10 protein-coding genes are annotated in these 19,801 nt (G+C 75.0%); 5 read left to right on the top strand and 5 right to left on the bottom strand.

Annotated elements, in window-relative coordinates:
• Nucleotides 1-170: 170 nt before the first annotated feature.
• The 5 genes from IF43_RS0120330 (at nucleotide 171) to IF43_RS0120310 (ending at nucleotide 5,519) form a co-directional block, all read left to right on the top strand.
• Entirely contained in the window at nucleotides 171-2,183 is a 2,013-nt protein-coding gene (locus IF43_RS0120330) for an amidohydrolase (RefSeq protein ID WP_078910311.1), read from the top strand.
• 137 nt (nucleotides 2,184-2,320) lie between these two features.
• Entirely contained in the window at nucleotides 2,321-3,850 is a 1,530-nt protein-coding gene (locus IF43_RS0120325) for a UDP-N-acetylglucosamine 1-carboxyvinyltransferase (protein ID WP_030202432.1), read from the top strand.
• A gap of 196 nt (nucleotides 3,851-4,046) precedes the next feature.
• Complete coding sequence (locus IF43_RS41710; RefSeq protein ID WP_158939409.1) at nucleotides 4,047-4,232, top strand: hypothetical protein; 186 nt, start codon at nucleotides 4,047-4,049, stop codon at nucleotides 4,230-4,232.
• 104 nt (nucleotides 4,233-4,336) lie between these two features.
• Complete coding sequence (locus IF43_RS0120315) at nucleotides 4,337-5,293, top strand: transcriptional regulator (protein ID WP_234332370.1); 957 nt, start codon at nucleotides 4,337-4,339, stop codon at nucleotides 5,291-5,293.
• A gap of 58 nt (nucleotides 5,294-5,351) precedes the next feature.
• Nucleotides 5,352-5,519, top strand: a complete 168-nt coding sequence (locus IF43_RS0120310; RefSeq protein ID WP_158939407.1) for a hypothetical protein — start codon at nucleotides 5,352-5,354, stop codon at nucleotides 5,517-5,519.
• Between the two features lie 151 nt (nucleotides 5,520-5,670).
• On the opposite strand, the gene IF43_RS36625 is transcribed toward IF43_RS0120310, so the two are convergent.
• The 5 genes from IF43_RS36625 to IF43_RS0120285 form a co-directional block, all read right to left on the bottom strand.
• Nucleotides 5,671-6,489, bottom strand: coding sequence for a 4'-phosphopantetheinyl transferase (locus tag IF43_RS36625; RefSeq protein ID WP_234332358.1), 819 nt, complete (start codon nucleotides 6,487-6,489; stop codon nucleotides 5,671-5,673).
• Between the two features lie 74 nt (nucleotides 6,490-6,563).
• Nucleotides 6,564-9,338: an amino acid adenylation domain-containing protein gene (locus IF43_RS0120300; RefSeq protein ID WP_199922753.1), complete on the bottom strand. Its 2,775-nt coding sequence runs from the start codon at nucleotides 9,336-9,338 to the stop codon at nucleotides 6,564-6,566.
• A complete protein-coding gene (locus IF43_RS0120295) occupies nucleotides 9,322-16,461 on the bottom strand; it encodes a type I polyketide synthase (protein WP_030202423.1) in 7,140 nt (2,379 codons plus the stop codon). The genes IF43_RS0120300 and IF43_RS0120295 overlap by 17 nt, the downstream gene beginning before the upstream one ends.
• A complete protein-coding gene (locus IF43_RS0120290) occupies nucleotides 16,454-18,607 on the bottom strand; it encodes a beta-ketoacyl synthase N-terminal-like domain-containing protein (protein ID WP_234332354.1) in 2,154 nt (717 codons plus the stop codon). Before IF43_RS0120290 ends, IF43_RS0120295 begins: the two co-directional genes overlap by 8 nt.
• Nucleotides 18,604-19,755, bottom strand: a complete 1,152-nt coding sequence (locus IF43_RS0120285) for a cytochrome P450 (protein WP_234332348.1) — start codon at nucleotides 19,753-19,755, stop codon at nucleotides 18,604-18,606. The genes IF43_RS0120290 and IF43_RS0120285 overlap by 4 nt, the downstream gene beginning before the upstream one ends.
• Nucleotides 19,756-19,801: the final 46 nt, after the last annotated feature.

The following is a 19,801-nucleotide window of genomic DNA, read 5'->3' as shown; positions in this document are numbered from 1 at the left end:
GATGTCCGGCGGCGGGGCCGCCGGCGTGCGGCGGCCGGCCCCGGGGCGGCGGCGCCGGGGTCCCGGCGGCGGCCCCGTACGGAATCCGTCGTCCGGTCAGGGTTCTGGTTAAGCCGTTAATCAGTGAGTGTCCCGGCCACAGCCAACGTACTTGGAGTGGTCACGTGGTCATGACGCGTTCTGATGAGTCCGGTGCGGCCCGCGGGGCCGGGAGCTCCGCCGCGGTCGACGGCGCCGCCGGCGACGTGGTGCCGGCGGGCGGCCTGTCCCGGCGGGGCCTGCTCGCCGCGGTGGGGGTCGCCGGCGCGGTCGGCGCGCTCGGCGCGGCGGCGGGGCCGGCCGGGGCGGCCGAAGCGCCCGGTGCGGCGGGGGCGGCGGGGGCGAGGGGCTCCCGTAGCGCATCGTCCGCGGCACTGATCGTGCACAACGCCCGGGTGTTCACCGGCGTGCCGGGGGCCCGGCCGGTCGAGGCCGTGGCGGTCGGCCGCGACGGCCGGATCCTGGCCACCGGCACGGACCGCGCCCTGCGCCGGCTGATCGGCCGGGACACCGAGGTGGTCAACGCCCGCGGCAACACGGTGATGAGCGGCATCCACGACGGACACGTGCACCCGCTGGGCGCCGGCCGCCGCTCCCTCAAGCCCTCCCTCGCCGGCGCCGAGAGCACCCTCGACGAGCTGCTGGAGATCCTCAAGGGCTTCCTGGCCGACACCGGCGGCGCGGCGGCGGAGCCGGACCGCTGGCTGGTGGTCGAGGACTGGAACCCGGTCGGCCTGCTGCCGCACGGCACCCTCCCGCACCACACCATGCTGGACGCGCTGCCCACGCGGCGCCCGATCGCCCTGGTGGGGGGCGACGGGCACAACCTCTGGGCGAACCAGCGCGCCCTGGACGTCGCGGGCATCACGGCCGGCACCCCCGACCCGGTCGGCGGGCAGATCGTCAGGGGCACGGACGGCAGGCCCACCGGCGTGCTGAAGGACGACGCCCAGGTACTGGTCACCCGGCACGTGCCGGAGCCCACCCGGGCCGAACTGGTGAACGCCTGTGCGCAGGTGCTGGCCTCCGCGGCCGCCTCCGGCGTGACGACGATGATGGACGCCTGGGCGACCCGCGACGAGCTCGTGCTGTACAAGGCCCTCTCGGCCGCGCACAAGCTCCCGCAGCGCATCGTGCCCGCCGTCCGGGTGGACGCGGTGCAGGCGAAGGACCCGGCCGCGGCACTGGCGTTCGCGAAGGGGCTGCGGCGCGAGTTCGAGGGCGTACGGGGGCTGCGGTTCGGCACCGTCAAGGTGTTCCTCGACGGGGTCATCGAGTACCCGGCGCAGACGGCGGCCCTGTTGAAGCCGTACCTGGACGGGCACGGCCGGCCGACCGGCAACCGCGGGGAGCTGTACGTCTCCGCGCACGACTACGGCCGGCTCACCGCCGCGTTCAACAAGGCCGGCTGGCAGATGCACGCGCACGGGCTGGGCGACCGCGCGGTGCGCACCGCGCTGGACGGGTACGCGTACGCCCGCCGGACCACCGGGCTGCGTGACCTCCGCAACACCGTCGCGCACCTCCAGCTCGTCGATCCGTCCGATCTGCGGCGTTTCGCGCAACTCGGGGTGGCCGCCTGCCTGCAGCTCCAGTGGGCCGCCGAGGACACCTGGACGATGGACGCGCTGCTGCCGTACATCGGGAAGGAGCGGCACCGCTGGATGTACCCGGCGCGCAGCCTGGAGAAGGCCGGGGCGCGCCTGACCGCCGGTTCGGACTGGCCGGTGGACGCCCTCCAGGTCTGGAACCAGGTCCGCACGGCCATCGACCGTCAGGGCGCGTACGGGGACGGCCCGCTGCACCGCGAGCTGGAGGGCCTCAGCCGTACGTCGTCCCTGCTCATGCACACCTCGGGCACCGCGTGGCAGCTCCGCCAGGACCACCTGACCGGCACCCTGGAGAAGGGCAAGGCGGCCGATCTGGTCCTGCTGGACCGGGATGTGACGCGGTGCCCGGTCAAGGACATCAGCGACACGCGGGTGGAACTCACCCTCGTCGGGGGCAAAACGGTGCATGATGTACATTCCGCCACAGGTCGGGCGGCTGCCGCACGCCTGTCGCGCGGCACCTCCGCCCCGCGTCCGGACGCGTACGCGGCCCTGCACGGCGGGCGGCACGGCGCCTGCGGCTGCGGGAGCTGAGGCCGGGGACCGGCAGAGGAGTTGACGGTCCGGCATCGGCCCCGGGGGGAGCCGGTGCCGGACGGTCGCCGACCGGGGACCACCCGGATGGCACACCCAGCGCGAACGCCATCTCATATCTGAGATAACGTTCCCCCATGGCAGACGACTACCTCGTACGCATCGGCAAGCTCATCCGTGACGCCCGGCAGCACCGTGGCTGGACGCAGAGTCAGCTCGCCGATGCGCTCGGCACCAGCCAGAGCGCCGTCAACCGCATCGAGCGCGGCAACCAGAACATCAGCCTTGAGATGATCGCCCGGATCGGCGAGGCGCTCGACAGCGAGATCGTGTCCCTCGGCTACGCCGGCCCGATGCACCTGCGCGTGGTCGGCGGCCGTCGGCTCTCCGGCGCCATCGACGTCAAGACCAGCAAGAACGCCTGTGTCGCACTGCTGTGCGCCACCCTGCTCAACAAGGGCCGCACGGTGCTGCGCCGGGTGGCCCGCATCGAGGAGGTCTACCGCCTGCTCGAGGTGCTCAACTCCATCGGCGTGCGCTCCCGCTGGATCAACGGCGGCGTCGACCTCGAGCTCGTACCGCCGGCCCAGCTCGACATGGACGCCATCGACGCGGAGGCGGCCCGCCGCACCCGCAGCATCATCATGTTCCTCGGCCCGCTCCTGCACCGCATGGACCGCTTCCGGCTGCCGTACGCCGGCGGCTGCGACCTCGGCACCCGCACCATCGAGCCGCACATGATCGCGCTGCGCCGGTTCGGCCTGGACATCACGGCCACCGAGGGCCTGTACCACGCGCAGGTCGAGGCCGGTGTCTCCCCCGAGCGGCCCATCGTCCTGACCGAGCGCGGGGACACCGTCACCGAGAACGCGCTCCTCGCGGCCGCCCGCCACGACGGCGTGACCGTCATCCGCAACGCCTCCTCGAACTACATGGTCCAGGACCTGTGCTTCTTCCTGGAGGCGCTGGGCGTGCGCGTCGAGGGCATCGGCACCACGACCCTGACCGTGCACGGCGTGCCGAACATCGACGTGGACGTGGACTACTCCCCCTCCGAGGACCCGGTCGAGGCGATGAGCCTGCTCGCCGCGGCGGTGGTGACGGAGTCGGAGCTGACGATCCGCCGGGTGCCGATCGAGTTCATGGAGATCGAGCTCGCGGTGCTGGAGGAGATGGGCCTCGACCACGACCGCTCGGCGGAGTACGTGGCCGACAACGGCCGTACCCGGCTGGTCGACCTCACGGTGCGCCCGTCCAAGCTCGAGGCCCCGATCGACAAGATCCACCCGATGCCCTTCCCGGGCCTGAACATCGACAACGTGCCCTTCTTCGCGGCCATCGCCGCGGTCGCCCAGGGCAAGACCCTGATCCACGACTGGGTGTACGACAACCGGGCCATCTACCTCACCGACCTCAACCGCCTCGGCGGCCGCCTCCAGCTCCTGGACCCGCACCGCGTCCTGGTCGAGGGCCCGACCCGCTGGCGCGCGGCCGAGATGATGTGCCCGCCGGCCCTGCGCCCGGCCGTGGTCGTCCTCCTCGCGATGATGGCCGCCGAGGGCACCTCGGTGCTCCGCAACGTCTACGTCATCAACCGCGGCTACGAGGAACTCGCCGAGCGCCTCAACTCGGTCGGCGCCCAGATCGAGATCTTCCGCGACATCTAGGGATCGCGACATAAGGCGACTAAGCAGGCATTGCAGACACCTCTCAAAAGTGGCTGCTGACCTGCGAAAACACCTTCCGCCACCTCTCGGCGTCTTCCAGAAGTTTCCATCCCCTTGCGCAAGAACCGTGCAAGGGGGGGGTCGACTCGTTGACGGACCATCAACTCGAACGAGGCCCCGAAACCCTTCACTGAGGGTGACGGGGCCTCGCTCACCGCCCGCCGTCGTCGCCGCCCACCTCAGCCGCCGCCTGGCCGTCCACGCGGCACTCCCCGCCGACCGGGAACGCGCCGCCCGCCAGCTGGAGATCCTCGCCCGCATGCCGGGGGCCCTGGAATCGGCCGATGACGTCGGAAACGAAGACGACGACGAAGCCGCCTGACCAACGCATCACCATTCGGATCAGCCCCCGCCTGTCGGGGGCATCGTCATGTCCGGGCCATGCCGACCGCGTTCTGAGATCCCTTGGCCAAGGGCCTCCACCAGCTGCTCCACGGCGGTACCGTCGCGTCAGAATGCGTCCGGCCGAGCGCGGCGTCCGAGGTGCTGTGGCACGACATGAAGCGCCTGCTGCGCCTGCGCGACGCCGCGGCCAACGGTGCCGTGCTGGCCGAGCTGCCGGACATGCTGCGGGAGGCCCGCGCCCTGGCGGAGGTGTCCACAGGCCACGAACGTGAAGAGGCTTTCGCGATCTACGCGGTGGCCTGCAAGTTCGCCCACACCGCCGCCCACGCCCTCGGCCACCCCGAACTTGTCGCCATGGCCTGCGAACGCGCTTCGTGGTCCGCGCAGCTGTCCGGCGACCCGGTGATGCCCGCGATGGCGCTGTGGATGCGGATGCGGGACACCTGGGCCTCCGCCGACTGGGACGACGCACTCGCCCTCGGAGACCAGGCCCTCGCCGACATCGAGACCGAATACGAATCCGGCGATCCCCTCGCCCTGCGGATGTGGGGCGCCCTGCACCTGCGGGCCGCGATCTCCTGCGCTCGGGCCGGGAACGGAGCCGGGGCGGATGAACGCCTTGCCCTTGCCCGTACGGCCGGCGAGCGGGTCGACTCCTACGTCGGGCCCGAGATCCACGACCGCCACTCGGTGACGTTCTCCCTGGGCAACGTCGTCATCCACAGCGTCAGCGCCGCCCTGGAGATGAGCGACCAGACCAAGGCCCTGCGGCTGAACCGCGAGGCCGACCCCGCGCACATCAGGGTGCTACCGAAGTCCCGCCTGGGCCATCACCACATGGACCTCGCCCGCGCGTGGCTGTGGGACGGCAACCGCGACCAGGCCCTGACCGAGCTGGAGACCGCCGAGCGCATCGCCCCCCAGCTGGTCCGCAACCACCCCGTCGCGCGGGCCACCCTGCGGAAGATCGTCTACGCCGAGCGGGTCGCCACCCGCCAGCGCCTGCGCGGCATGACCGGACGTTTTTCGCTGGACTGATCTGCTGGTGTTCCGCGGATTCATGTTGGGCTGTAGCGGACTGCATACGCTCCGCTACATGACCTCGACGCGTCGCACTGACCAGCACCGCGTACGACAGCAGGCGGACGATTCCGATCCCCGCTGGCCCCTGCGCGGAGACCTCGCCCACGACACCGCCACCTCCCGCACAGGCGTGGTCATAGACGTCCCCGCGGACACCGGCATCACCTTCTACCGGCTGTGAAGCTGTGGCGAGGCCGCGGCGGGGGCTGTGTCCGGTCGGGCGAATGTCCAGTTCGGCGATTTCTCCGCAGCGGGTGATGACGTCGCCCACGGTTTCGGGAGGGTACCCGGCGGCGGGGAGCGGCTGACGGTCCGGCAGGTGGGGCGGGCCGCTACGGGTGCGGGGGCCGGGCGACCGTCACGGCGGTGGCAAGCAGGGGGGTCCGGGGGTCGGGGTGGAGGCGCCAGTGGCCCCTGAGGGGGGTGGTGGGGAAAGGGGGTGGGAGCTCGGTGCGGAGGTGGGCCGTGAACGTGGTGGTGCCGGGGGTGAGGGTGATGCGGCAGTCCTCGAAGCCCAGCCAGCGGCCGGTCAGCGGGTACCAGGCCTTGAAGACGCTCTCCTTGGCGCTGAAGACGACGCGGTCCCAGGCCACGTCGGGCCGGCCTGCGGTGAGGGCGGGCAGGGCCCGCTCCTCCTCGGGGCGCAGGGCCAGGGAACGTACGCCGTCGGGGAGCGGGGCGTTCGGCTCGGCGTCGATGCCGAGGGAGAGCAGCGGGTGGCCCGGCCCGGTGCGGGTCAGGGCCGCGGCCCGGTAGCCGGTGCAGTGGGTCATGCTGCCGGTCAGGCCCTCGGGCCAGCGGGGGGCGTTGCGGGCCCAGGTGGGCCCCTCCCCGTGGGGGAGCACGGGGAGGGGCGGCGCACCGAGCCGGGCCATGGCCGCCCGGGCGCAGGACCGGACGGCGGCGAACTCCCGCCGCCGTGCCGGGTACGCGCGCGCCACCGCCGCCCGCTCCGCCGGGAAGAGCCCGGCCGCGAGTTCCGCGTACGGTGCCTCCCCGGCGAACTCGGCCACCGCGACGCCGGCGGGCAGGAGCCCCGTGAACAGCCGCGTGGCGCGGGCCGGCGCGGGGAGGACCCCGGCCGGGTCGCCGGACGCGGCAGCCGGGAAGGACCCCTGCGGGGAGGGGGCCTCCGCGGCGAGCGTGGGCACCCCCTCCGGGGAGGGGGCCTCCGCGGCGGGTGTGGGTGGGGTGGGGGCGGCGGCGGGCACGGGGGTCGGGGCGGTCAGTGCGTCGCGGCCGTCAGGAGGCCGTGCAGGTGGGTGGCCACGGTTTCGGCGCCGGCGCCCTTGAGGACGGTGTAGTGGTCGCCGGGGACCTCCGTGTGGGTGAACCCGCCCGCGCACAGGGGGCGCCAGCCCTCGGCGGCCGCCGGGCCGCCGCCCGCCTCGGCCTGGAGGAAGTGCACGGCCGTGCCGGTCAGCGGCTCGGCGGGCCGGTAGCCGCACAGCGCCCGCGCGTTCGCCGCGAAGCGCTCGTAGACCGCCGCGAACTCGGCGAACGCGATGTCGGCGGGCAGGATCCCGGCCCCGCGCACCGCCTCGTACAGCTCCTCCAGGGTCTCGAACGGCCCCGGCGGCTCCGGCCAGGTGCTGCCGGTCAGGCCCGCGAGGTCGCGGGCCAGCCAGCCGAGCAGGCGGTCGCGGCTGATCTCGGCACGGGCCAGGTCCTGCGGCGTCTCGAGGACGTCGACGGCCGCGACCAGGTCCACCGTGCAGCCGCGGGCGGTCAGCTCCCGGGCCAGTTCGAGGGCCAGCACTCCGCCCATCGACCAGCCGCCGAGCAGGTACCGTCGGCCCGGCACCTCGTCGAGGACGGCCTGCGCGTACGTGCCGACGAGGTCCAGGAAGCCGGGCGCGGTGCCGTCGTGGCAGGGCGACTGGAGGGCGTAGAACGGCTGGTCGTCGCCGAGCGCCCGGGCGAGCTCCGAGTAGCACAGGACGTCGCCGCCCACGGGGTGGACGAACACCAGCGGGACCGCCTCGCCCGTGGTGCGGACGGGGACCACGACGGATCGGCCGACGCCGTCCCGGGCCGAGTCCCGGGCCTCGCGCAGCCGCTGCGCCAGGGCGCGGACGGTGGGCGCCCCGAAGAGGGCGGACACCGGCAGCTCCACTCCCGTCTCGCGGCGCAGGACGGACATCAGGCGCACGGCGCGCAGCGAGTCGCCGCCCAGTTCGAAGAAGTTGTCCGTGACGGAGAGGTCGGCGGGGCCCCGTGCCGGCTGCCCGTCGGCCGTCCCGCCCGCCGGCCCGTCTGCCGCCCCGCCGCCGGCCTCCGGCCCGGGGCCGGGGCACGGGTCGGCGAAGAAGCCGCGCCAGATGGTGAGGAGGAGCTCCTCCTCGGCGTCCGCGGGGTGTTCGACGACGTGCGCGGCGGCCAGGTCGTCGGCGAGGGCGGCCAGGGCCTTGCGGTCGACCTTGCCGTTCGGGGTGAGCGGGAACTCGTCCAGGACCGCGAGGGCCGTGGGCACCATGTACGCCGGCACGCGCTCGGCCAGCAGCGCCCGCACGTCCTCGGCCGCGTGGCCGGCGCCCGGCTCCAGCAGCACCTGGGCCGTGAGCCGGGTGCGGTGGCGGCCGCCCTGTACACCGGCCACCGCGCCCCGTACGCCGGGGCAGGCCAGCAACGCGGCCTCGACGTCGCCGAGTTCGATGCGGTGGCCGCCGACCTTGACCTGCATGTCCTCCCGGCCCAGGAACTCGATCTCGCCGCTGGGCAGCAGCCGTCCCCAGTCGCCGGTCCGGTAGCGGCGGGCGCCGGTGGCCGGGTCGGTGACGAAGCTGCGCGCCGTGCGCTCGGCGTCACCGAGGTAGCCGCGGGCCAGGCCCACGCCGGCGATGTAGATCTCGCCGGGCACCCAGCACGGCCGGGGCCGCATCAGCCCGTCGCCGACGTAGACGTGCTGGCCGCTCATCGACCGGCCGTACGGGACCGAGGGGAGCTCGGCGTCCGCCGGCGTGATGGGGTGCCAGACGGACCAGATGGAGGCCTCCGTGGCGCCGCCGAGCGACCACTGGCGGGCGTCGGGGAACAGCTCCCGCACCTCGCCCGGCAGGCCCACCGGGATCCAGTCACCGCTCATGAGGACCGCGCGCAGCGGTGGCAGCGGCGCCGGCGGGGCGCTCGCGGTGTACTCGGTGAGCATGGCCATCAGGGCCGGCACGCTGTTCCAGACGGTGACGCCGGCCTCCGTCATGAGCCTTAGCCAGGCGCCGGGTTCACGGGTGTCGCCGGGGGCCGGGAGCACCACGGCGCCGCCGGCCGACAGGGGGCCGAAGAGGTCGTAGACGGAGAGGTCGAAGTTGAGCGCCGAGAGGCCCAGGACCCGGTCGGCGGCCGTAAAGCCGAGCTCCCGGTTCACGTCCCGGACCGTGTTGACGGCGGGCCCGTGCTCGATCATCACGCCCTTGGGCACGCCGGTGGAGCCGGAGGTGTAGATGACGTACGCGAGGTCGCCGGGCGCGGTGTCGACGGCCGGCGCGTCGGGGGCCGCCGGGGCGTCGGCCGCGGGCGGCGCGACGGGGGTGACCGTGACCCCCTCGGGCCAGGTCACGGCGTCGGCCGGGCCGGGCCGGGTGAGCGCCTCGGTGATCCCGGCGGAGCCGAGCACGTCGGCCAGGCGGCGGGCCGGCCAGTGCGGGTCCAGCGGGACGTACGCGGCACCCGCGCGCAGGATGCCGAGGCAGCCCACGACCTGTTCCCAGCCCTTGTCCATGACGATGGCGACGAGCGACTCGCGGCCCACGCCGCGGGCCGCGAGGAGCGCCGCGATCCGGGCGGACTCGTCGGCGAGTTCGCCGTAGGTGAGGGTGCGGTCGGCGGCGATGACGGCCACGGCGTCCGGGGTCTCCGCCGCCCGGTCGAGGAAGGCCAGGTGCAGCAGGGCGTCCGCCGGGAGGGCGGCGACGGGGTCCGGGTCGCAGGCCGTGGCCGGGAGGTCGGCTGCGGTCCCGGTCCACGGGGGCAGGGTCCAGGCGGACTCAGGCACAGAGTTCACGGATCAGTCCTTCGTAAGCGGCGAGCATGGCGTCCACGACGCCCTCGGGAAACACCTCTTCGACCACGTCCCAGTTGAGGACGAGAGCCCCGTCCTCCTCGAACGCCTGGTGGTCCAGGACGACCTGGGGCGTACGGACCCCGCTCCACACGGGGGTGCCCGAGTCGCCGAGCAGGCACAGCGCGCCCACCGGACCGGCCGTGCGCGGGGCGTCGGGTGCGGGTGCGCCGCCGCCGATGGTGCTGTTGAACACGACGGGCAGCCGGGCCCGGCCCGCCTCGCCGTCCAGCCGGCTCAGGTCGCGCAGGACGTCCAGGCCGGTGTACGCGACGTGCTCCATGTCCTGGAGCAGCTGCCGCTGGATGCCCGCGGCGACCTCGCGGAACGGGGCCGCCTCGTCGACGTGCACCTCGAGCAGGGTGGTGGAGGAGAAGTTGCCGACCACCGTGGACATGTCCTCCTCGGCGAAGACGGAGCGCTGGGAGACCAGGACGGTGAGCGTGAAGTCCGGGCACTTGGACCAGCGGGCGAGGACCTGGCAGTAGGCGGCGAGCACGGCGCCGGAGGCGGTCAGTCCGGCGGCCGCCGCGTTCTTCTTGAAGCGCTGCCACTGCGGTGCCTCGACCCGGATGAACCGGTTGCCGAAGACGGGCCGGCCGACGTCGCACAGGGGTACGGCGTACGGCAGCCGGGGCGCCGGCGGCAGGGTCGCCGCCCGCTCCTGCCAGTAGGCGCGGCTCGGTTCGATCTCGGCCGAGGCCTGGTGGCGCGCCGCCCGCTCCACGTGGTGGGCGAAGGAGGGGCCGGTCGCGGGCAGCGGGGCCCCCGGGTCGCGGTAGAGGCGGGCCCACTCGTTGAAGAGCAGCGTGCTGCTCGCCCCGTCCGAGACCAGGACGTCCACGGCGACGTGGAGCCGGGTGACGGCCTCGTCCACGCGGGTGGCCCGGACCAGGACCAGCGGCCAGCGGGCCGTGTCGAAGGTGTGGGTGGTCACCTCCTCGTGGATCTGGGCGAGCCGGGCGGCCCGCTCGTCGGGCCCGAGCGGGCGGAGGTCCTCGACGGGGATCCGGAAGTCCGGCACCTCGCCCAGGACGCGCTGGGTGCCGGCCGGGTCGAACACCGCCCGGAGCATCTCGTGGCGGTCCACCAGCTGCCGGAACGCGCGTTCGGCGGCCCGTACGTCGAAGCCGGTGAGGTCGACCTCGATGCACAGGACCGTCGGCACGTTGCCGAGCTCGAAGTCCCCGGCGCGGCCGGCGACGTAGGCCTCCTGGAGCTTGGTGAGCGGGAACGGCTCGGAGTCGGGCCGGGCCGGCCGCCGCGGCGCGGCGGCCGGGGCGGCGGACGCGGCCGGAGCGGCGGACGCGGCCGGGGGCGTCACGCGCCCCGCGGCCGGGCCGGCGGTGTCGCCGGCCCCGGCCCCCGCGGCACCGGTGCCGCGCCGCGCGGCGGCCGTGGTCCCGGGGTGTGCGTCCGCGGCGGGTCCCGCCGCGGACGCACCGTCATTTCCCGGGCCGCCCGGGGTCCCCTCCGGGGCCGTGCCACCGCCGCCGCCCGGTCCGGGCGGGCCGAACAGGTCGACCACGTGCTGGGCCAGCGCCTCCGGGGTCGGGTGGTCGAAGACCGCGGTGGCCCCGAGCCGGATGCCCAGCGTCCTGCCGAGCCGGACCCGCAGCTCCATGGAGGTCAGGGAGTCCACGCCCATCTCGTAGAACGAGCGCTGCGCGTCCACCCGTTCGGGCTTGAGGCCCAGCAGGCCCGCCACGCACTCCTTGACCAGTCCGACCGCGGCGACCAACCGCTGGTCGGCCGAGGCGTCCGGGGAGGTCAGTACCGCGAGCGCGGCGGCCCCGGGCTGCTCCGCGCCGGCGTCCGCCGCGGCGGTGGAGGCGGGGGTGTCGGGGGCGGCGGCCGCGGTGGCGGGGATGGCGGCCGCGACCGGCACGGCCGGCCGCACCGGGGCGGCGGTCCGGACGACGGCGGGCGCCGTGGTCGCCGACGTCACCGGGGCCGCCGGACGGGCGGCCGGGCGGGCCACCGGGCCGCGGCCCGTGCCCCCGGTCGGCCCGGCGAGCCCGGCCAGCCGGGTCAGCAGGAACGGCGTGTCGCCCGCCCCGGGTCCGGTCGCGTCGGGCAGTGCCAGCCGGGCGCCGACGAGGGCCGGGGCGGTCCCCGCGGCCGCGGCGTCGAACAGGGCCAGGCCGGCGGCCGTCTCGAACGGCGCGACGCCGTTGCGCCGCAGGCGCAGCAGGTCGCTCTCGTCGAGGTGGCCGGTCATGCCGGTGGCCTCGGACCACAGGCCCCAGGCCACGGAGCGGGTGGGCCGGCCCTCGGCGGACCGCCAGGCGGCGAACTGGTCGAGGAAGGTGTTGGCACCGGCGTAGTTGGCCTGGCCGGGGCCGCCGAGCACACCGTAGAGGGAGGAGAACAGCACGAAGAAGCGCAGGTCGTCCTCGCGCGTCGCCGCGTCCAGGTGCCAGGCCGAGTCGACCTTGCTGCGCAGGACGCGGCGCAGCTGGTCGGGGGTCATGTTCGCGACGATCGCGTCGTCGAGCAGACCGGCGGCGTGCACGACGCCGGCGACCGGTCCGCGGGACCTGATCTGCGCGAGGGCGCGGCGCACGTCGTGCGCGTCGGCCGCGTCGGCCGCCAGCACCTGGACGTCGGCACCGAGTCCGACCAGTTCGGCGCGGAAGTCCGCGATGCCCGGGGCCCGTTCGCCGCTGCGGCTGAGCAGGGCCAGGGACCGCACCCCCCACGTGGTGACGAGGTGGCGGGCCACCTCGCGGCCGAGGGTGCCGGTGCCGCCGGTGAGCACGACGGTGCCGTCGCCCACCTCGGGCCGGGCCGCGGCGGCGGGGGCGTGCGGGACGAGCTGGGGCACCAGTACGCGGCCGCCTCGCACGGCGAGCTGCGGCTCGGTGCGGCGCAGCGCCCGGAGCAGGCCCTCGGTGGCGGCCAGGGCCGCGGCGTCGGCGTCGACCACGCGGAACTGGCCGGGGTACTCGGTCTGGGCGGAGCGGACCATGCCCCAGACCGCGCTGTCCCCGAGGGCAAACGTTTCGTCACCGGGGACGGCCACGGAGTCCTGCGTCATGAACGTCAGCACCGCGGTGTCCGCCAGGGCCTCGGCGCGCAGCCACGTCTGCAGGGCCGCCAGGGTCCGGTCGGCGGACGCGTGCGCCTGCTCGACCGTGGTGTTCCGGGGGGCCGGACAGCCCATGACGACCTGCCAGTTCCCCGGTATCGACGAGACGATCATGATCGCCTCGTCGAGGGTGGCCACCGAGATGCCCTCCCGGTTGGCGTCCCGCAGCGCGGCCGGCAGCGGACCCTCGTCCCCGCCGACCACGCACAGCCGCACGTCCTGGGGCGCCTCGCCCGCCGGCTCCTGCCAGTCGGTCGCGAAGAGGCCGGCGTGGTCGAGGTCGACCGGGGCCGCGCCGGCCCCGTCGAGGGCCAGGCCGCGTACGACCATGCGCTCGACCTCGAGCAGGACGGTGCCGTCGGCCGCGGCCAGGGTCAGCGCGACGGCGTCCGGGCCGACCCGGTAGGCCAGCGCCTCGCAGGCCACCGCACCGGCGGCGGCCGCCGCCGTCCGTACGCCGTTGAAGACGAACGGCACCGCGATCCGCCCCGGCTCCGGCTCGCCGAGCAGGCCGCAGGCCACGGCGGCGTGCAGCGCGGCGTCGGTCAGCGCGGGGTGGGCGGCGAATCCGCTGTGGTTGACCAGGGCCGCCCCGGGCAGCTCGATCCGGGACCGGACCCAGTCGGCGCCGAGGTGCTCTCCGGAGCGCACGCCCTGGAAGGCCTCGCCGTAGCCGTAGCCCAGGCCGCGCAGCAGCGGGTAGAGGGATTCGGCGGCGGGCAGCGCGGTCGCACCCGGCGCCGCGGCCAGGTCCACCGCGTCCGTACCGGGGCGGGCTGCGCCCAGCAGGCCCTCGGCGTTGCGCACCCAGCCGACGTCGGCGGCGGCGCGCGAGTGCACGGTGGCGGTACGCGTGCCCTGGGCGTCCGCGGGCGCGACCGCGACCTGGACGTCCACGGCCGTACCGGCCATCGGCAGCAGCAGCGGGTCGCTGACGACCATCTCCTCGAGGCGCTCGCAGCCCACCTCGCGGCCCGCGGTCAGCAGCAGCTCCATGAAGGCCGTGCCGGGCAGCAGGGCGGTGTCCTCGACGCAGTGGTCCATCAGCCACGGGTGGCTGCGGACGGACAGCCGGCCGGTGAGGAGCACCGTGCCGTCGGCCGTCTCGACGACGGAGCTGAGGAACGGGTGCGCGCCGTCGGCCACGGAGGCGGGGCGGACGACCGGCACCGTGCCGACGGCCGGGGCCGGGGCGGCCGGGACCACTGACGGCATCGCGGACGGGGTCGTGACCTGGGCCGCGACCGGGGTCACCCGGCCCACGCCCTCGGTCTCCAGCCAGAAGCGCTCCCGCTCGAACGGGTAGGTCGGCAGTTCGACGGCCGCCACGGCCCGGGCGGGCACGGCGGGCAGCAGGCCGGTCCAGTCGAGCGCGTGCCCCTGGACGTGCGCCTCGGCCGCCGCGGCGAGGAACCGCTCGAGGGTGCCCTGGTCGCGCTTGAGGGTCGCGGACACCGGTGCGGTGCTGCCGGCCTCCTTCAGGACCGCCTCGAGCGAGCCGGTCAGGACGGGGTGCGGGCTGATCTCGAGGAAGGCGTCGAAGCCGTACGAGGCCATCTCGGCGATCGTGCCGGCGAACCGGACCTGGCCGCGCAGGTTGCGGAACCAGTAGTCGGCGTCGAGCTCGTCGCCGCGCAGCCGCGCCATCTCGACGGTGGAGAACATCGGGACGGCCGACGGGACCGGGGCGACCCCGGCGAGGCCTTCGAGGACCTCCTCGCGGAGCTCCTCCATGACCGGGGAGTGGGAGGCGCACTTGGCGGGGACCCGGCGGGCGTAGCGGCCCCGCTCCTCGCACAGGTCGAGCAGGCGCGCGAGGCCGGGCTCGTCGTCGCCGGAGACCACCACGAACGAGGGGCCGTTGACGGCCGCGACCACCAGGTCGGCGCCGGCCTCGGCGAGCAGCGCCGCGGTCTCCTCGGGGGAGGCCGCCACCGCGGCCATGCCGCCGCGGGAGTGCTCCAGGACCCGGCTGCGGCAGGCCACGATCAGGGCCGCGTCCTCCAGGGACAGCGCGCCGGACAGGCAGGCCGCGGCGACCTCGCCCTGGGAGTGCCCGACCACGGCGGCCGGCTCGACGCCGGCGGACTGCCACAGGGCGGCCAGGCCGAGCATCGTGCAGAACAGCAGCGGCTGGATGACGTCGGTGCGCTCCGGGTCGGTCTCGTCGTCCTCGCCCCAGAGCACGGCCATCAGGTCGTAGTCGAGGTACGGCTTGAACGCCGCGGCGCACTCCTCGACCCGCAGCCGGAAGACGTCGGACTCGGCGAGCAGCGAGGCCGCCATGCCGGGCCACTGCGAGCCCTGGCCGGGGAAGACGAAGACGGGGCGGCGGATGCGCCGGGCCTCGCCGCCGATGACCGGTGCGTCCTCGTGGCCGGCGGCGAACGAGCGCAGCGCGGCGGAGAGTTCGGCGCGCCCGGTGCCGAGCGCGGCCGCACGGTACTCGTAGCCCTCGCGTCGGGTGCGCAGGGCCTGCGCGACCGCCGGCAGGGGGTCGGTCCCGGCGTCGAGTGCGGTGGCCAGCGCCTCGGCGTAGGCGGCCAGCGCGGTGGGGGTCTTGGCGGACAGGGTCAGGACCTGGGTGCCGTCGGCCGGGCCGGCGGCGGGACCGGTTGCGGCGTCGTCCGCGGCGGTGCGGCCGTCCGGCGCGTCCTGGGCGTCCTGGGCTGCCCCGGCGTCCGCGGTCTCGTCCCAGCCCTCCAGGATGACGTGCGAGTTGGTGCCGCTGACACCGAAGGAGGAGACGGCGCAGCGCCGGACGCCGTCGCGGGTCGGCCAGGGCCGGTTCTCGCGCAGGACGTCCACCGAACCCGACCAGTCGACCAGCGAGTTCAGCGGGCCGTCCACGTGCATCGTGCGGGGCATCTCCCCCGCGCGCATGGCCGTGAGGCACTTGATGACGCCGCCGACGCCGGCGGCGGCCATGGAGTGGCCGATGTTGGACTTGAGGGAGCCGAGCCAGACCGGCTCGTCGCGCTCGCCCGCGCCGTACGTGGCGTGGATGGCGTTGACCTCGATCGGGTCTCCCAGCCGGGTGGCGGTGCCGTGCGCCTCGACGAGCTGGACGTCCTCGGGGGCCAGGCCCGCGTCGGCCAGCGCCTGCTCGATGACCTTGGCCTGTGCCTTGCCGCTGGGGGCGGTCAGGCCGTTGCTGGCGCCGTCCTGGTTGACGGCGGTGCCCTTGATGACGCCGAGGATGCGGCGGCCCAGGCGACGGGCCTTCGACAGCGGTTCGAGCACCAGGACGCCGGCGCCCTCGGCCCACACGGTGCCGTTGGCGGCGTCGGAGAAGGTGCGGCAGCGGGCGTCGGGCGACAGCGCCTGCTTCTTGGCGTAGTCGACGAACATGCCGGGGCCGGCGAGCACGGTGCAGCCGCCCGCCAGCGCGAGGTCCGTCTCGCCGCTGCGCAGCGAGCGCACGGCGGTGTGGATGGCCACGCCGGAGGAGGAGCAGGCCGTGTCGATGGTCAGGGCCGGGCCTTCCATGCCCAGCAGGTAGGAGATGCGGCCGGAGGCGACGCTCGGCGAGGTGCCGGTGCCCATGAAGCCGGCCGTCTCGTCCTGCCAGCGCCACAGCGGCATGCCGTACTCGTTGGGCATGACGCCGACGAACACGCCGGTGCGGGAGCCCTTGAGGGTCGAGGGCACGATGCCGGCGCGCTCGATGGCCTCCCAGGCCACCTCGAGCAGGGTGCGCTGCTGCGGGTCCATGGCCTTGGCCTCGGCGGGCCGGATGCCGAAGAAGGCCGCGTCGAAGCGGTCCGCGCCGTGGAGGAAGCCGCCCTGGCGCACGTACGCCGGGTCGTACAGGTCGTCGGTGTCCCAGCCGCGGTTGTCGGGGAACTCGCCCACGGCGTCCCGGCCGCCCGCGACGAGGTCCCACAGGGCCTCCGGGGTGTCCACACCGCCGGGATAGCGGCAGGCCATCCCGATCACGGCGATGTCGTCGCGCACCATGTCGTTCTCAGCCATGCCTCGACTCCATCTCCTTGTTCACACAGGCCGCCATTTCGCTGATCGTGGGGTGGTCGAAGACGACGGTCTCCGAGAGCTCGAGGCCGGTCGCCTCGATGAGCCGGTCCAGGAACTCCAGGAGCGTCATGGAGTCCACGCCCAGGTCCGTGAGGGGGACCTCGGGGTCCAGGTCGGGGACCGAGCCGCCGAGCACGGCGGCGAGTTCGCGTTCGAGCAGGACCTGGGTGGCCCAGAGCCGCTCGCCCTCGTCGCCGGCGGCCGCCCAGGACCGCGGGTACGCGGGGGCGGCGGACCCGGGGGCGGGTCCTGCGGCCGGAGCGGGCCCGGGCGCCGGGGTGGCTACGGGCGCCGGGGCGGCCGGGGCGGATCCCGCGGCGGCGGTGGCCGGGGCCGGTCCCGGCAGCGGGAAGCGCTCCCGCTGGAAGGGGTACGTGGGCAGGCCCGGCACCGGGCGGTGCCGTCCCCGCCCCCCGGACGGGGACGGCACCTCCGGGATCCGGCCCGCGTGGACGTAGTCGCCGGCCGCCCGGACGCAGCCGGCCCCGGCCGGGCCGGCCGCCGTCGCCCAGTCCGCGGGCACGGCGAAGCCGTGACCCGCGGCGACCTTCGCCAGCCCGTCGCGGAAGTGGGCCCAGTCGGCGCCGACCACCGCCGCCCGGTGCTCCCAGTGGGTGCGCCGGGCCAGGGTGGCGCCGACCGCCCGGACCCCGGCCGCGGGGCCGCCGGCGGGATGCCGGTCCAGCTCCCGCAGCAGGGCGTCCGCCAGGTCGCGGACGGCCTCCTTGGAGCGGCCGGACAGGCACCACACGGTGCCGGTGTCCTCGTCCTGGTCGGGGTCCGGTACCGGGTCCTCGGCCGTCGCCGGGGCCGGGCCGAGCACGACGTGGACGTTCGTGCCGCCCATGCCGACCGAGGTGACGCCGACCAGCTCGCCGGCGCCGAACGGCCGGTCCTCGTAGGCGTCGACGACCCGCAGGCCCTGCCCGGCCGGGTCGACGGCGGGGTGGGGCGTCTCGAAGTTGAGGCTCGGCGGCAGGGCGCCGTGCGTCAGCACCAGGCAGGCCTTGATGAACCCGGCGATGCCGGCGGCCGACTCCAGGTGGCCGATGTTGGTCTTGACCGACCCGACGGGCAGCGGGTTCCCGGCGGGCCGGGCACGGCCGACGGCGGCGCCGAGGGCGCGGGCCTCGACCGGGTCGCCGACCTGGGTGCCGCTGCCGTGGAGTTCGACGTACGCGAGGTCCTCCGGCCGGGCGCCGGCCACGCGCAGCGCGCGGGTGACGGCCTCGTACTGGGCGTCCTCGGACGGTACGGCGAGGCCGCCGCGGCCTCCGTCGTTGCCGACGGCGCTGCCGCGCACGACGGCGTAGACGTGGTCGCCGTCGCGCAGGGCGGCCGGCAGCGGCTTGAGGAGCACGCAGCCGCCGCCCTCACCGCGTACGTAGCCGTTGGCGCGGGCGTCGAAGGTGTGGCAGCGGCCGTCCGGCGACAGCCCGCCCCAGAGCCCGATCTGGTCGGTGACCTCCTGGAGGAGGTTGAGCTGTACGCCGCCCACGAGCGCGGCCTCGCACTCGCCCAGCCGCAGGCTCGACACCGCGCGGTGCACGGCGGCCAGGGAGGAGGACTGGCCGGTGTCGACCACCTCGCTCGGGCCGCGCAGCCCGAAGTGGTGGGAGACCCGGTTGGCCAGCATGCACCGGGCGGTGCCGGCGTGGCCGAACCGGTCCAGGCCGCCGCCCGTGAGGTAGCGCGCCCGGAAGTCGTCGGCGGCGGCACCGACGAACACGCCCCAGCCGGAGTCGCGGAGGTCCGCCGCCGGCCGGGCGGCGTCCTCGAAGCACTCCCAGGCCAGTTCCAGCAGCAGCCGCTGCTGGGGGTCCGTGTAGCGCGCCTCGCGCTGCGAGACGCCGAAGAAGGCGGCGTCGAAGGCGTCGGCCCCCTCGACGAAGCCGCCGCGCGCGGCGTCGGCGCCGGGGGGAGCGGTGGCCGGGCGGCGGTCGGCGGGGACAGGGCCCACGCTGTCCGTACCGGCCGCCAGGTTGTGCCAGAAGCGGGCCGGACCGGCCGCTCCCGGGAACCGGCAGGACATCCCGATGACGGCGACGGGGGTCATGGCCCCGTCGCCGGAAGTGTGCTGTGTCATTGCTCCCGTTCCCAGCCTGCGGAGGCGGGGCCGGGCCCGACGCGCAGGGTGCGCAGCCCGCGGAACGTCGGGCTGGCCTTCCAGTCGAATTCCTCGTCCGGTGTGAGCACGGTCAGCCCGGGGCAGCGCTCGATGAGCGTCTCGAAGGCGACTTCCGCCTCCATCCGGGCGAGGTGCTTGCCGATGCAGTTGTGGATGCCGCCGCCGAAGGCGAGGTGGTCGCGGCGCGGTTGGGTGATGTCGAACGTGTCGGGCTCCGGGAAGCGGCACTCGTCGCGGTTGGCCGCGGCGAAGGCCAGGAAGACGATCGCGCCCCGGGGGATCAGGACCCCGTTCAGCTCCACCGGCTCGGTCACGTAGCGGTAGAGGGAGAGGTTGAAGGGCGACTGGTGGCGGAGCATCTCCTCCACCGCGTCCGGGACCAGGCCCGGGTCGGACCACAGGCGGGCCAGCTGCCCGGGGTGGTCCGCGAGCGTCAGGAACCCGGTCACGATGAGGTTGGCCGTGGTCTCGTAGCCGGCCGCGAGCAGGGCGTACGCCTGGGCGACCGCCTCGTCCTCGGCCAGCGACGTGGCCAGCTGGGTGAGCACGTCGTAGGAGGCGTCGGGGGCGCCGGCGGCGGGTGCGCCGGCGCCGTCCCGCCGGTCGCGGATCAGGCCGCGCAGGTACTCGACCATCAGCCCCGCGTCGCGTCGCAGGACCTCCGGGGGTGCGTCACCGGTGATCGTCTGGACCCAGCCGTTGAAGGTGCCGCGGTCGGAGTCCGGGACGCCGAGGGTGCGCGAGATCACGGAGATGGAGAAGGGAAAGGCAAAATCCTGGACAAGATCGAAGCTCTCCGCTCCGGCCACCTTCGCCAGCGTCTCCCGGGCGGCGCGTCGGACGCCGTCCCGCCGCCCGGCCACCGAACGCGCCGTGAACATCGCGTTGAGCGGCTTGCGCAGCCGGGTGTGGACCGGGGGATCGTTGTTCGCCATGTTGTTGTAGAGCAGCGAACCGCGGGCCGCGCCGGCCCCGCCGCTCCGCGCCGCGAAGAGGGGCATGGCCTCGTCGATGCTCTTGCGGAAGCGCGGGTCCCGGAGGACGAATTCGACGTCCTCGTACGCCGTGACGAGCCAGGCCTCCAAGCCGGGCGGCAAATACGCCATTCCCGTCTTCAGAACGATGGGCGTCGGTTTGTTGCCGTTCTCTTTG

Source organism: Streptomyces sp. NRRL S-87 (assembly GCF_000719335.1).
In the GTDB taxonomy this organism is placed as follows: domain Bacteria; phylum Actinomycetota; class Actinomycetes; order Streptomycetales; family Streptomycetaceae; genus Streptomyces.
This window is presented reverse-complemented; position numbering and strand designations above follow the sequence as displayed.

What these genes read in the sequence shown, in the direction of transcription:
- IF43_RS0120330 (WP_078910311.1), top strand. Translation starts at nt 171, where the DNA reads ATGACGCGTTCTGATGAGTCCGGTGCGGCCCGCGGGGCCGGGAGCTCC.
- IF43_RS0120325 (WP_030202432.1), top strand. Translation starts at nt 2,321, where the DNA reads ATGGCAGACGACTACCTCGTACGCATCGGCAAGCTCATCCGTGACGCC.
- IF43_RS0120310 (WP_158939407.1), top strand. Translation starts at nt 5,352, where the DNA reads ATGACCTCGACGCGTCGCACTGACCAGCACCGCGTACGACAGCAGGCG.
- IF43_RS0120295 (WP_030202423.1), bottom strand. Translation starts at nt 16,461, where the DNA reads ATGGCTGAGAACGACATGGTGCGCGACGACATCGCCGTGATCGGGATG.
- IF43_RS0120290 (WP_234332354.1), bottom strand. Translation starts at nt 18,607, where the DNA reads ATGACACAGCACACTTCCGGCGACGGGGCCATGACCCCCGTCGCCGTC.
- IF43_RS0120285 (WP_234332348.1), bottom strand. Translation starts at nt 19,755, where the DNA reads ATGGCGTATTTGCCGCCCGGCTTGGAGGCCTGGCTCGTCACGGCGTAC.